A 12,805-nucleotide genomic window follows, 5' to 3' on the forward strand; every position below is an offset into this window, starting at 1 on the left:
GACAGGCACGCCCTGCGCCGCCTTATTGGACGCGAATCGTGCCTCGCCAGGTGCCGCCAATGCGGCCCCCGCCACCGCCACTTTGACCGGGCTACCCCATGAATACGCTAGACACCAAGGATCGACAGCTGTTGAACCTGCTGTACAGCAATGCACGCCTGCCGCTGAAGACGATTGCGGCGCGGGTCGGCCTGGCCCGCTCGTCGGTGCGCGAGCGGGTGGCGCGGCTGGAAAGCAGCGGCGTGATCCGCGGCTATCGCGCCGAAGTGGACTGGCCCGACGGCGGCGTGCAGGCCTATCTGTCGCTGCGCCTTAAGCAGACGCCGGCCACGGCCCTGGTGCGGCGCCTGCGCGAGCGGCCCGAGTTGCGCGGCTGCTGCTCCATCGGCGGCGACATCGACCTGATCCTCTGCGCCAAGGCCGAGTCGCTGGGCGCGCTGAACGAACTGCGCGACTGGCTGGCGCAACAGGCTGAAGTGGCGTCGGTGACGACGTCGGTGGTGTTGCACGAGGAGTTCCAGCGCTAGCTGCGCTGGCGTCCGCCTGCCGACAGCGGCGCGGTAAGGCGTCCGCTGGCTATTGATAGCTTTTGTCGCAATTTCTCGATTGTGTTAGCGTGGCACCGCGACCGCTGGGGTGGCGGGCCCGCGATTCCATCGACTAGGGGAAAACCAAATGACTTCGAAGCGTGCCTGTTGCGCGCCGCGTCCGGCTGCGCGCGCGAAACGCATTAGCTGGTGTTGTGCGCTGGCGCTTGGCCTGGTTGTCGCCGTACCGGCCGTGGCGGCCGAGCGTGTCGACCAGGGGCCGGTCAGGGCGGCGATCAAGCGTACTGCCGAGCGCCTGCTGACCGGCAACGAATCGGTTGCCCCCCGGCGGCTGCCGCCGGTACCCGATCATGAGGCGCGGCTGGAACTGGACATCGTGCTGACCACGTCCAAGATCTTCAATCCGGCCACGGGCGAGGACGACACGGTGGAACTGCGTTCTTACCGCAGCCCCGGCACCAATCCGCCGATTCCGTTCGTGGCGCCGCTGATCGAGGTGCAGCCCGGCGAAACCGTGCGCGTCAAGCTCAATAACCAGCTGCAGGCCGAACCGGACTGCGGCAAGGTGGCGGCCGACAACATCAACATTCCGCACTGCTTCAATTCGACCAACCTGCATTCGCACGGGCTGTGGGTCAGCCCTTCGGGCAATAGCGACAACGTGCTGATCACCGTGCGTCCCGGCGTGTCGTTCGAATACGAATACAACATTCCCGCTGACCATCCGGCCGGCACGTTCTGGTATCACCCGCATCTGCACGGTTCTACCGCGCTGCAGGTATCCAGCGGCATGGCCGGCAGCCTGATCATCCACGGCAGCCGCCTGCCCACGGCCGAGGACAACGGCGACGTCGACACCTTGCTGGCCCAGGCCGACGGCGCGGCCATGCCGGGACGCCTGCTGCAATTGCAGCAGGTGCAGTACGCCTGCCGCGACAGCAAGCAGCAGATCAAGACCAAGACCGAGAAAGACAGCCAGGGCAAGGACGTAGTGGTGGCCTGGATCTGCGACAAGGGCGATACCGGCCGCATCGACAGTTACGACCAGTTCGGCAGCCGCAGCTGGATCGAATCCAACCGCTATACCAGCATCAACGGCCAGGTATTGCCGACCTTCGCCGGTGCGCGCAGCGGCCGCCTGGAACGCTGGCGCCTGGTACACGCCGGCGTGCGCGCGACGGTGGCGCTGCAGTTCAAGAAAATGAAGGCCAACGCGCCGCGCTTCGATCGCCTGCGCGTGGAAGACCAGGACAAGTGGGTCAAGGCCAATTGCATCGGCGATCCGCTGCCGCAATGGGAAATCGCCAGCGATGGCCTGACTCACCGCAAGATCATCGAAAAGACAGAGAACATCCTGCAGCCGGGCTATCGCAGCGACGTGCTGATGCTGTTTCCCGAAGCCGGCGACTACTGCGTCATCGACGCCGCTGCAGCAGCGACGGCGACCATAGGCCAGCAGGTGGAAACCCGCCAGGTGCTGGGCAAGGTCAGCGTCGATGCAGGCGGCACGGTGGCGGCCAAGGAGATGCGCGCCGAAGTGATCAAGCAGCTGGGCGCACTGGCTGCGCGCAATATGCCGGACGCCGTCAAGGCCAAGGTCAGCGATGACGTGGCCAAGCTGCAGCTGGACAAGTTCGTACCGCACGAAGACATCACCACGGTGGAAAAAGAACCGCAGCGGGTAGAGTTCGATATTGCCGGCGGCAAGTTCATGGTCAGCGGCAAGGCCTACGATCCGCACGAGGCACGCACCCTGGTGCTGGGACGGCAGGAAGAATGGATCCTGACCTCGAAGCTGGCGAACCATCCGTTCCATATCCACGTCAATCCGTTCCAGATCGACAAGATCCTCGATCCCAGCGGCGTGGATGTCAGTGTGACCGGCGAGGCAGCCAAGCCGGCTGGCGTCGATGCCGCGGGCAAGGCCACGCCGGCGGTACCGGCAGATACGCAGTACGCGAACCTGAAAGGCACCTGGCGCGACACGCTTTTCGTCAAGCAGGGCTATACCTTGCATGTGCGTTCGCGCTACGAGCGCTACATCGGCGAATACGTGCTGCACTGCCATATCCTCGATCACGAAGACCAGGGCATGATGCAGAACGTGCGCATGGTACTGCCCGACGGCAAGGGCGGCGGCGTCTACGGACACCATTGAAAATGGCACGGCGCGCGTGCAATGCGCGCGCCGTTGCCCGCCGCTGGCGCTGCGGCCGGTCTGGGCGGAATGCAAACCTGCCGAATGCCTGCCCGGTGCGTAGGGCTGTTGCTGCTGTTGCAGGGCGCGCCCTGAATCAAAGAACAGGCCGCGTTTGCGGCGAATTTTCGCCGCGCTTTCGCCTGCGTTGAGCAGGGGGTGCTGCTGCCGCCGGCAGTGGCTTTTGTCCACGCTCGCGGCAACCGGCGACTCCGGGTTTTCCGTGTTTCAGGCGTTTACGCCAACCCGCCATTGCTACATTGCGGCCCGTGCATACAGTGGGCTCGTCAACACTTGCAGCCTCAGTCAGGCCAGCGCGGTGGCTGGCGGAGCTTTCGGCTACCTGATCGGCGCGTATTGCACGCCGGAGCGGTGGCCATTGCTTTTTGAACGGCAGGGCGTGGACTATTCGCCGCGTTCAACGCCATGAAGCCGCGGTGAAATGTTCAGACTTCGTTTGCCCGGTTCTTCGCGGAAAATAGCTGGACCGTTACGCGCAACGCGGGGCTCGGACAGCCGGCAGGTGCGGTCGCGTCCGGCCCCGGCTGGCCAGTCGTCGGCGCATGGCGCAGCAGCGCTTTCCTTTGTTCATCCAGTCTGGCGCAGCGGCGCAAACCGATTTGAGGGAGTACACAGAGTCATGCCATCGCCCGCGTTGTTCCCGTATGCGGCGCACTGCAACAGGCAGCGCGCCACTACATCCCCGCATAGTCGCTTGTGGCGGAGGGGCTGATGGGTATACAGCAGCTTCGCCGGCGCGCCGCCCAACTGGGCATGCGCGCAATCACCAGGACGGCCGCCGACGGGCATGCCGCGCCGCCGCTGTCGGGCGATATTTTCCGCGTGCTGATCTGCCGCTCCAGCCATAGCCTGGGCAATACCTTGCTGATCACGCCGCTGCTGCAGGAAATCGAGGCGACCTGGCCGGGGGCGGAAGTCGACATCGTCACGCGCAATGCGGTGGCGGAAGAAGTGTTCAGCGGCTATGCCAGCGTACGCCGCGTCATTGCCTTGCCGCGGCGCGGCTTGCGTCATCCACTGGCGCTGGCCCGTGGCCTGCGCCAGCTAGGCCGGCAGGAATATGACCTGGCCATCGATACCGACCCGCGCTCGCAGACCGGCCGAGCCCTGCTGTTGCGCAGCCATGCGCGCAACAAGCTGGGGTTTGCCGGCGGCAGCAAAAGCGGCGCGATCAGCCACAGCGTCGATCCGTCCGGCGCGCCACGTCACAACGGCCAGTATCCGGTACACCTGTTGCGTGCCGCCGCGCAGCAGCCGCAGCAGGCTTTTCCGCCGCTCGACCTGCGCCTGAGCCAACTGGAAAAGGACGCCGGCGCGCAGTTGCTGTCGCGGATCGCGGCCAAGTCCGACCCTGCACGCGGTCAGCGCGGCGTGGTCGGCATATTTGCCAATGCCACTGGCGGCAAGTTGCTGCCGCGCGCGTGGTGGCAGCAGTTCATGCCGCCGATCGATGCGCATCTGCGCGATTTCCGCCTGATCGAGATCGTGCCGGCGAGTGCGGTGTCGCTGCTGGATTCGCGCTATCCCTGCTACTACTCCAGCAGTGTGCGCAAGCTGGCCGGTGTGCTGTCGCAGCTGTCGCTGCTTGTGTGCCTGGACGGCGGCATCATGCATCTGGCGCGGGCCAGCGGTACGCCGACGGCGGCAATCTTTGCGCATACCGATATTGAGGAATGGGGCCCGTACGGCGAAGGGGCCTATCCTTTCGATGCGCGCCATGGCTCGCCGCTGCAGGCGGCACAGCAGGTGATCGAGGCCTTGCCGCCCGAGCGGATTGCGTCGTTCGGCGAGACGGTCAAGCGGTTTTAGTTTTGGCAAAAGTGGTACGGAGCGGGCTTCCGCCGGTACTGGCTGTCGGCTTGCGCTGGCTACTCAGGCCATCCGGCGACCACTAGTGGGCGGCCGCCGGATGGACAGTTTTTCAGCGCACCGCCACCGTGTTCTGGACGATCACTTCGACTCGGCGATTCTGTAGACGTCCGCCCGCGCTGTTGTTATCGGCAACCGGGAAGTCCGGGCCCATGCCGCGTACGCTGATACGCGCCGGATTGACCCCGTGACCGGCCAGATACGACTGCACCGACTGGGCACGGCGCAGGCTCAGGTCGACATTGTGTTCGCGCGAGCCGGTAGCGTCGGTATGCCCTTCGATGGACACCGTGCCGCGATCGTCGCTGCGCAGCGCCTGGGCCAATTGGTCGAGGCTGCGCGTGGCACCGGCCTTGAGTTCGGCCCGGTTGGTTTCGAACAGCACGTCGCCGAGGGTGACAACCATGCCGCGCTGGGTTTCCTTGGCCTGCAGTTCGGACAGCTGCGCACGTAGCGATTGCGCATCCAGGCGTGCCTGTGAAGCCGCTTCGCGTTCCTGTGCGGCCTGCTGCTGGGCGATGGCAGCCGCTGTGGTGGCGGCATTGACATCGGCGCGCGCAAGGGCCAGATCGCGCGAGCGCGCTTCGGCCAGCAAGGTCTCGCGTTCGCGGCCCAGTTCCTGTGCGTGGCGTTCGGCAAAGCGGGCCAGGCCTTCGGCCTCGGCTGTGCGAATCAGGCGGTCGGCCACATAGACGCCATGGTCGAACAGTTCCTCGTCGAGGCGGCGGCCATCGCGGGCCAGCACGGAGACGGCGGCATCGGCCTTGGCCAGTTCTGCCTGGGCGTTCGGTGCGACGCGCTGGTCGCTGTGCAGTCGCTGCAGTTCACCCTGCAGGCGCACCACTTCCGGTGCCGGGCCGCGGGGCATGCTGGCGCATGCACCCAGCAGCAGGCTTGAAGAAACCACAAGTGCAAGTTTGCGCATATTCATGAGTTAGCCTCCGCGGCCGAGTTCGTTGCGCAACGTGCGCACGGCGTTTTCGACTTCCAGTGTGGTGGCTTCGGCACGGGCCTGGCGGCTGCGCGCTTCGGCCAGGTGGGCATCGGCCTGGGTCTTTTCCGAAGCGAGCATGCTTTCGGTCCAGTCGCGCCGCTCGGCCAGGCCCTGGGCGCTGGCCAGGCCGCTGCGTGCGGTAGTGATTTCCACATTGGCAAATTCCACGGCACCTGCGCGTTCGGCCGCTTCGAGCGAGCTTTGCGCAGCAGTCAGGGCGATTTCCGCATCGTGGCGGTTGGCCGCCAGGCCCAGCCCGGGCAGGGCGAGAGCGGCGATCAGCAACAAAGCTCGGGTTTTCATCGGCAATGCTCCTTGCAGGTGATGAGGCCTACCAGCGGTTGAATTCGCGGGCGGAAATGCGTCCGTCGCGGTTGTGGTCGGCGTAGATGAAATCGTTGGCAAGCGTGATGTAGGCGGCGGCTTCGGTCTCCTCGATGCCGCCGTCGCCGTTACGGTCCAGGGCGGCAAAGCTCGGCTTGGGAATGACCGGGCCGGCGGGCGGCTGGCCCGTAGTCACCGTCACCGTGCCACCGGATGCCGAGCGGTAGGTGTTTTGCCGCAGCCCTGGGTCGTGCGGCACGGCCGGGCTCTGGGCGAAGCTGTTCGCGGCAAAACCCAGCAGGGCGAGAGCAATGAGGTTTTTCATGGCGCTACCCTCAACGCACCTTGGCGCGCAGCTCGCGGCCGAGGTCGGCCAGCGCGTGCACGGCTTCGGAGAAGCGCGGCGAGATTTCCTTGGCCAGGCGTGGCAAGGCGTTGGAGCTTTTACCGCTTTTGCCGTTGATCAGGCGTGCCACGGCGGCGACGCCGACACCGACGGCCACGGCCAGCGGCACCAGGACTCTGGGCGATTTCAACTTTTGCGCGGTCGTGCTGAGCGCGCGTTTGGGCTTGATCTCGCTGGACTTCTTTACTGCCGTAGTCGCAGCGGCCTTGCTGGACGAATTCTTGGCGACGGCGGTCTTGCGCGGAGCTTTTTCGACGGACGTTGTCTTGCGCACCATGACCCGACTCCTTTGTGTTGGTCGGAGTCATAGCAACAGTTTTCGTGCCAGCCGAATTTGTGCGCCAAGTTGTTGTGGCCGCTGGAAATTATTGGCGGGCGGGGCAGTGCTGCCAGGGCATACTGCCCAATTGTCCGGGGCGTTCGTGCAGCCTGCCCGGCGCGTATGGTCAGGGCGTGGCGGCGAAGCTGCGGCCCAGCTTCACCTTGCGCTGCAGCGGCTCGCCATTGCGCGACAGACTCAGGTTGACCACCTTGCCCATGTTGTCCCTGAGCAGGCGCTGGAAGCCGGCGCGGTCGCGTACCGCCACGCCGTCGAGGGCGCTGACCACGTCGCTGGCGCGCAGGTTGGCGCGCGAGGCGGGACTGTCGCCGACGATCTCGCCCAGGCGCACGCCGTTGCCGAATTGGGCCTGTTCCTGCGCATTGAGGTCGCGGAAGCTGGCGCCGAACACCAGGCGCAGACGGACGTAATAGGCCGCGCTCAGCGCGGTTTCGCCGCCATCGGTGCTGGCATACCAGCGGATCTTGTCGGCGCCGACGTCGCGGCCCTGTGCGGCGATCCAGCCGCGCGCGGCCTCGTCGTTGCGGCGGTGATAGCTGTTGCCGATCAGTACGTACGACTGCGGCGTGAGCTGTTCCTGGTCGATGGAAGGGTTCTTGCCTGGCAGGATTTCTGCCGCCTGCGCCGGCGCGGCGCGCAGCGGGTCGATGGTGGCGGCATCGCGCCCGGCCACGCTTTCGTAGCGGTCGTCCGGTGCAACAGGGGCAGATGCCTCGGGCACGCTGCGCGTGCTGGTGGTGACGCAACCGCTCAGGGCGATGCAGGCGACGACGAACGCATAACGGAATTTCATGTGCAGCCTCGTACCGGACAAGGCGCGAGCATGCCTGCATGGACCTAAGCATGCTTTGAACGAAGTCCCAGCCTTTCAACACGTGCCGATAACATCGCCGGCGCGGCCGCGTCCCGGCCGATGTGCTGCAGGCGGCTCTTGTGCCGCGGCAGAGGCTGTGTTTTCGTGCGCGATCCGCAATTCGATTCGCAGCCATGACTATCCAACTGCGCGGCGTGCTGTGCATGCTCGGCGCCGTCGCCACGTTTTCCCTGATGGACATGGGCCTGAAGTTTCTGTCCATGCACTATGCGCCGGCCCAGGTGGCAGCCTTGCGCGGACTCGCCTCGTGGCCGCTGATCCTGTGCTGGGCCTTGCTTTCCGGCGGAGTAGGCCAGCTGATCCGCGTGCGCTGGTCGTTGCACCTGCTGCGTGGCGTGCTGGCCGTGGTGATGCTGGCTGCATTCGCCTATGCGCTGCAGTCCTTGCCGCTGGCCGAGGCCTACGCCTTGTTCTTCGTTGCGCCGCTGATGATCACGGCGCTGTCGGTGCCAATACTCGGCGAGCAGGTGGGCTGGCGGCGCTGGAGCGCGATCGGCGTCGGCCTGATCGGCACGGTGGTGATACTGCGCCCCAGCGGCAGGGGCATGCTGTCGCTGAGCGGGCTGGCGATGATTGCCGCGGCATTCGCCTATTCCGTCAGTGCGATCAGCGTGCGTGCGCTGGGGCGTACCGACACCACCCAGGCCATGGTTTTCTGGATGCTGACCCTGCTCAGCCTGTTCGCCACCGCGGTGGCCTGGCCGCAGTGGCAGCCTATCCTGCGGCAGGACTGGTGGCTGCTGCTCGGCGTGGGCGTCAGCGGTGCGATCGGCCAGTATTGCGTCACCGAAGCGTTCCGCGAGACGTCGGCCTCGGTCGTTGCGCCGCTGGAATACACCGCCCTGGTCTGGGCGCTGGGGTTGGACTGGCTGTTCTTCCGCACGCTTCCCGATGCGATGATGCTGCTCGGCGCCGGCATCATCGTGCTGAGCGGGCTGTATCTGATCAGCCGCGAAAGCGCGCTGAAAGCAAAATAAAAAACTATATTTCAGGAATTTTTTGCAATGCCGTATACACCTATCGTCGCCACCCTGGGTTACGTGCTGTCGGCGGACCGCCGCCAGGTGCTGATGATCCATCGCAATGCGCGCGAGCACGACATGCACCTGGGCAAGTACAACGGCCTGGGCGGCAAGATCGAACCCGACGAAGACGTGCTGGCAGGCATGCGCCGGGAAATTCTCGAAGAGGCCGGTATCCACTGCAGCGCACTGGAACTGCGCGGCACCCTCAGCTGGCCAGGTTTCGGCAAGCAGGGCGAGGACTGGCTGGGCTTTCTGTTCCTTATCACCGCATTCGAAGGCACACCGTTGAAAAGCAATGCCGAAGGCGCGCTGGAATGGGTGGACCTGGACCGTCTTTACGAACTGCCCATGTGGGAAGGCGACCGTCAGTTCCTGCCCCTGGTATTCGATGCGGACCCGCGGCCGTTCCATGGCGTGATGCCGTACAAGGACGGGCGCATGGTTTCCTGGCGCTACTCGCGCTGAAAGGTGGCTGGCTGGCCGGCGCTGCTGCCGCATCGGGTGCCTTGTATACCTGTTGCGCAGGGCGCCGATCGGGCCTTGGCACCGCGGGCCCAGCCTGAGCAAGAGCAGTGTCTGGCATTCGCGCCAGAGGTTCTGCGTTCGGATTTCCCGGGTTGACGGCTTTTTTCCGCTGTCGCCAACCCCTGGAGAAATCGCCATGTGCGGCAGCACATCGTATTTGTCCTCGCAAACGCAGGCCGGCCGCCCGGCCGTCCCTCTGCTCGCTCTGCCCGCCGTTGCCGCCGTGCGGCGCCCTGCCAGGGCTGGCGTGGCGAGGTAATCGGTGCCGCGCCGCGCGCTGGCCGCATTGCTGCTGTTCTGTTGCGCGATGTTCACCGCGCCGCTGCTGCATGCGGATTCCATCTGGTGCGTGAACAACACTGCCAGTCTCCAGCAGGCGCTGAATTCGGCACGGGACGACGAATCGTCTCGTGACGAATCGCATTTGCCACAATGCGGCACTCGGCATCGACATGAACGTCGATGGCGTCACGCCGAACAACACCCCTCTGCAGAATTCCGACGGCGTGCAGAACTTCCCGCTGGTCGGCAGCGCCAGCGGCAGTTTCAACAGCGGTGTGGCCAGCGGTGCCATCAACGCACCGCCGAACCGCGATTACCTTGTGCAAATCTGCGCATCGGAAGCCTGCGACCGCAGCGGACATGGCGAAGGGCGGTTCTGGATCGGTGCTGCCTCGGTTACCACAGCGCCGCCGTTCGTCGCGGGTTTCTACAGCAGCGCGAACTTATCGATTCCGGTGTCGCTGGCTGGTGGCCTGGCTGGCCGCGTCGTCTCCGCCATCGCCATCGATACTGATGGCAATACGTCGGAGTTCTCGCCTTGCATGGCCTATGACTTCAACGATCTGACCTTCGCGGATGGTTTCGATTGACCCGCCGCCTGCCCGCAGCAGCGCGCGGACGGGTTGTGCGCCGCTGCAGGATGCACCAGATTCCTGCCGCTGTACGGCTACTGTGGCTGAGACGCCCGGCAGTGCGCCGGGTGACGGGCTCCGTGCCGATCGCGACGAATATGCGCGGCGGTTATCGATAGCTCGCGGCGCAATTGCGTTGCTCATCGCGCCCTACGCGACATCGCCCCGCACCGCGCGGGGCGGCGTACCTGAGCAGGGCGAAACGAGCGCAGCGACTTGCGCCGTCCGTCAGATCGGCGCCCCGGGCGGTACCGCCGGCAGTGCGCGCAGCTTCACCGATTTCGGATCGGCCAGGTATTTGCCGATCAGTTCCGCGGCCTGGTGCCGGTTGGCGGTCTGCGCCGGCGTGCCGGCGCTGCTGCCCAGCCATTGCTGCCAGTTCTTCAGCTGGCTGCGTACCTCGGCCTCGACCGGCGCATTGAGGCTGCCGCCATCGAGCAGCTGCAGCAGCGCATCCAGCGTTGTCCAGTTTGCTGCAATCTGTACAGCGGCGGCACCCGGAGCGCTGTCGCCGGCAGCATCGCGCTGCCAGGTGCCGCGGAAGGTAGTGCTCATCAGATCGGCGATGCCGGGCTGGGCCGGCTCGCGTGCCTGCTGCCAGGCCAGGCGGTTCAGGCGCGCCGGGTCGAACAGGAATTGCAGGGTCTGCGCGCTGGCCGCAGCGGCAGCGGCCAGCGGATCGAATACCGGTGCGCTGCGCGTGGCGAAGTATTCGCGCGAGCGGTCGTAGTCATTGCCGGGCGGGGTAAGAATATCCAGCACGTTGGCCGGCAGGGCCAGCTCGCTGGCGCTGAGGTTGCGCACCAATCGCTCCAGCGCGGCGCGCTGCTCGCCGGCGGCTACCGGCTTGGTGCCGGCGACCGTGTCGCCGGCCAGGCCGTAGCGGTAGCTGGCGCCGCCGAGCAGGCGCGCCACCGCTTCGGTCTGGTAGCGGTGCAGCAGGTATAGCGGCACCAGTCGTGCCTCGATCTCGCCGAGCTGGCGCTGCGGTGGCAGCACGCCGGTGTTGAAGTTCTGCAGTGCGCGGCGGCGCACGGCGAGCAGCTGGTCGAAACTGTTCAGCGAGTTGCTGCCGTAGTCCCACAGCACGCCGTCGGGATGGGCCGCTCCGCTGGCGCGCGCATCGGCGTCGCTGATGTAGTCGACGCCGGCCGCTGCGATCTGGCGGCGCAGCTCGGCACGCGCCTTGTCTTCTTCGCCGCGGGGGAATTCGCCGTAGGCATGCGCGACGACGAATTCGTCCCAGCGGCCGACGCCGATGCCGTAGGCGTCCTGCAGGCTGACCTCGCCCTTGTCGTCCAGGCGCAGCAGCGGGTGAGGATAGTCCAGCACCGAGCCGTTGCCGCCGCGGCTGGCGGCGAAGTTGTGGGCAAAGCCGAGCGCATGGCCGACTTCGTGCGCGGCGAGCTGGCGCAGGCGCGCCAGGGCCATCGCCTCGGCCTGGGGCTGGCGCTGCTGCGCAGCTGCCGCGCCGTACGGCGCGAGCAGGGCTTCGGCGATCAGGATGTCCTGGCGTACGCGCTGCGAGCCCAGCGTAACGGCGCCCTTGATGATTTCGCCGGTGCGCGGATCGGTCAGTGCCGCACCGTAGGACCAGCCGCGCGTGGCGCGATGCACCCAGAGAATGGTGTTGTAGCGGATATCCATCGGGTCTGCGCCGGCCGGCAGCAGTTCGGCGCGGAAGGCGTCGATATAGCCGGCTTTCTCGAACGCGGTCTTCCACCAGTTGGCGCCGTCGAGCAAGGCCGAACGCACCGGCTCGGGCGTGCCCGGGTCGAGGTAGAACACGATGGGTTTCTTTACCGCGCTGGGGGCCGGGCCAGGATTGATCTTTTCCAGGCGGAAGCGCGGCTGCAGGCGCTGTTCCAGGCTGGTGGCCAAGGGCTGGGAGAAGTCGTAACCGCCCTGGCTGAAGCCGCCGCTGGCCGGATGATAGGGCAGGGGTACATAGCCGGCGGCGGGAAAGCGCACCAGGCTCAGATGCTGGCGCAGGCTGAGCGAGGCCGGGTCCATGCTGACCTGCCTGACGAAATCGCCCTTGCCGTCGCCCTGGAAGGTCAGCAGCGCTTCCAGTTCGGTGTTGTCGGGAAAGCTGCGCGCCTGGTCGACCAGTACGGCGCTGCGCTCCTTGTCGACGCTGTACTTGCCCTGCTTGGTATCGTCCAGCCGGTCCGCCACGCCGTGGCGGTCGCCGAGAAGGAATGTGGAGAAATCCACCAGTACACGATCGCTCTTGGTGGAAGGAACGACTTCCCCCGACCACAGCACCGATTCGGCAAACGCCTCGTGCACGCTGGTGCGTTCGGCGGAGTTGCTGCTGCTGGCGGTGAAGCGGGTGTTGCGCTCGACCAGCAGCAGGCGCGGGCCGGCGCGGCGGAATTCCACTTCGCGCACATTGCCGGGTTGTCCACGATCCAGGCCGACGTCGTTGGAGCCCAGGCCGTGGGGCAGCGAGCTGACCAGCAGGAACGGCGTGTCCAGCCGCTCCACGCCCAGCAGTACGCGACCCTTGGCCGCATCGGTCCAGACTTCGAAGAAACCGTCCTTGCGGTTCAGCCCTTCCAGCGCGTCGGCCGGAGCCTTGGCGGCGATCGCCGGCAGGGCGAGGAAAATCAGTACGGCAGCGAACCAGCGCAGGCGTGCGGTCATGACAGTATCGAGACAGGGCGAAGCGGCGACCTTAGCCCGGCACAGCGACGGCGGTAAATGACGAAAGTCCTGCGCCGGCGCGTGCAGCACGCAAGACTTTCGCCGAGCCAGCCAGCACA

Annotated in this window: 12 protein-coding genes; 6 read left to right on the plus strand and 6 right to left on the minus strand. The window is 66.0% G+C overall.

The features are described 5' to 3' along the window. Positions 1-98: 98 nt before the first annotated feature. The 3 genes from DFR29_RS20725 to DFR29_RS20735 all read left to right on the plus strand — a co-directional run bounded on the left by DFR29_RS20725 (position 99) and on the right by DFR29_RS20735 (position 4,575). Positions 99-527 carry an Lrp/AsnC family transcriptional regulator gene (locus DFR29_RS20725; protein WP_133820553.1) on the plus strand — a complete coding sequence of 143 codons (429 nt, stop codon included), beginning with the start codon at positions 99-101 and terminating at the stop codon, positions 525-527. A gap of 148 nt (positions 528-675) precedes the next feature. Continuing rightward, the gene (locus tag DFR29_RS20730; protein WP_133820554.1) at positions 676-2,706 is read left to right on the plus strand and encodes a multicopper oxidase family protein; all 2,031 of its coding nucleotides are present in this window, start codon (positions 676-678) and stop codon (positions 2,704-2,706) included. A gap of 771 nt (positions 2,707-3,477) precedes the next feature. Beyond that, positions 3,478-4,575 carry a glycosyltransferase family 9 protein gene (locus tag DFR29_RS20735; RefSeq protein ID WP_133820555.1) on the plus strand — a complete coding sequence of 366 codons (1,098 nt, stop codon included), beginning with the start codon at positions 3,478-3,480 and terminating at the stop codon, positions 4,573-4,575. Between the two features lie 112 nt (positions 4,576-4,687). Here DFR29_RS20735 and DFR29_RS20740 read toward each other — a convergent pair whose 3' ends face one another. The 5 genes from DFR29_RS20740 to DFR29_RS20760 form a co-directional block, all read right to left on the minus strand. Next, the gene (locus DFR29_RS20740) at positions 4,688-5,566 is read right to left on the minus strand and encodes an OmpA family protein (RefSeq protein ID WP_133820556.1); all 879 of its coding nucleotides are present in this window, start codon (positions 5,564-5,566) and stop codon (positions 4,688-4,690) included. 3 nt (positions 5,567-5,569) lie between these two features. Further along, a complete protein-coding gene (locus DFR29_RS20745) occupies positions 5,570-5,932 on the minus strand; it encodes a DUF4398 domain-containing protein (RefSeq protein WP_133820557.1) in 363 nt (120 codons plus the stop codon). A gap of 28 nt (positions 5,933-5,960) precedes the next feature. Next, complete coding sequence (locus DFR29_RS20750) at positions 5,961-6,278, minus strand: EF-hand domain-containing protein (RefSeq protein ID WP_133820558.1); 318 nt, start codon at positions 6,276-6,278, stop codon at positions 5,961-5,963. A 10-nt stretch (positions 6,279-6,288) separates the two neighbouring features. Further along, positions 6,289-6,636 (minus strand): hypothetical protein, encoded by a 348-nt coding sequence (locus DFR29_RS20755; protein WP_133820559.1) that lies wholly within the window; start codon positions 6,634-6,636, stop codon positions 6,289-6,291. A 169-nt stretch (positions 6,637-6,805) separates the two neighbouring features. Continuing rightward, entirely contained in the window at positions 6,806-7,492 is a 687-nt protein-coding gene (locus tag DFR29_RS20760) for a PDZ domain-containing protein (protein WP_133820560.1), read from the minus strand. A gap of 194 nt (positions 7,493-7,686) precedes the next feature. Here DFR29_RS20760 and DFR29_RS20765 point away from each other — a divergent pair, with 194 nt between their 5' ends. From DFR29_RS20765 to DFR29_RS20775, 3 genes are all read left to right on the plus strand, one after another. Next, positions 7,687-8,550, plus strand: a complete 864-nt coding sequence (locus DFR29_RS20765; protein WP_243746128.1) for a DMT family transporter — start codon at positions 7,687-7,689, stop codon at positions 8,548-8,550. Positions 8,551-8,577: 27 nt separating this feature from the next. After that, positions 8,578-9,063: an NUDIX hydrolase gene (locus tag DFR29_RS20770; protein ID WP_133820561.1), complete on the plus strand. Its 486-nt coding sequence runs from the start codon at positions 8,578-8,580 to the stop codon at positions 9,061-9,063. 470 nt (positions 9,064-9,533) lie between these two features. After that, on the plus strand, positions 9,534-9,995 hold the full coding sequence (locus DFR29_RS20775) for a hypothetical protein (RefSeq protein WP_133820562.1): 462 nt from the start codon (positions 9,534-9,536) through the stop codon (positions 9,993-9,995). A 270-nt stretch (positions 9,996-10,265) separates the two neighbouring features. On the opposite strand, the gene DFR29_RS20780 is transcribed toward DFR29_RS20775, so the two are convergent. Further along, positions 10,266-12,686, minus strand: coding sequence for a zinc-dependent metalloprotease (locus tag DFR29_RS20780; protein ID WP_133820563.1), 2,421 nt, complete (start codon positions 12,684-12,686; stop codon positions 10,266-10,268). Positions 12,687-12,805 lie beyond the last annotated feature (119 nt).

The sequence above is a fragment of the Tahibacter aquaticus genome (assembly GCF_004363655.1).
Lineage (GTDB): Bacteria > Pseudomonadota > Gammaproteobacteria > Xanthomonadales > Rhodanobacteraceae > Tahibacter > Tahibacter aquaticus.

Bases quoted from the DNA above. Each gene is read 5' to 3' on its own strand.
- DFR29_RS20725 (WP_133820553.1), top strand. From the start codon at position 99: ATGAATACGCTAGACACCAAGGATCGACAGCTGTTGAACCTGCTGTAC.
- DFR29_RS20730 (WP_133820554.1), top strand. From the start codon at position 676: ATGACTTCGAAGCGTGCCTGTTGCGCGCCGCGTCCGGCTGCGCGCGCG.
- DFR29_RS20735 (WP_133820555.1), top strand. From the start codon at position 3,478: ATGGGTATACAGCAGCTTCGCCGGCGCGCCGCCCAACTGGGCATGCGC.
- DFR29_RS20740 (WP_133820556.1), bottom strand. From the start codon at position 5,566: ATGAATATGCGCAAACTTGCACTTGTGGTTTCTTCAAGCCTGCTGCTG.
- DFR29_RS20745 (WP_133820557.1), bottom strand. From the start codon at position 5,932: ATGAAAACCCGAGCTTTGTTGCTGATCGCCGCTCTCGCCCTGCCCGGG.
- DFR29_RS20750 (WP_133820558.1), bottom strand. From the start codon at position 6,278: ATGAAAAACCTCATTGCTCTCGCCCTGCTGGGTTTTGCCGCGAACAGC.
- DFR29_RS20755 (WP_133820559.1), bottom strand. From the start codon at position 6,636: ATGGTGCGCAAGACAACGTCCGTCGAAAAAGCTCCGCGCAAGACCGCC.
- DFR29_RS20760 (WP_133820560.1), bottom strand. From the start codon at position 7,492: ATGAAATTCCGTTATGCGTTCGTCGTCGCCTGCATCGCCCTGAGCGGT.
- DFR29_RS20765 (WP_243746128.1), top strand. From the start codon at position 7,687: ATGACTATCCAACTGCGCGGCGTGCTGTGCATGCTCGGCGCCGTCGCC.
- DFR29_RS20770 (WP_133820561.1), top strand. From the start codon at position 8,578: ATGCCGTATACACCTATCGTCGCCACCCTGGGTTACGTGCTGTCGGCG.
- DFR29_RS20780 (WP_133820563.1), bottom strand. From the start codon at position 12,686: ATGACCGCACGCCTGCGCTGGTTCGCTGCCGTACTGATTTTCCTCGCC.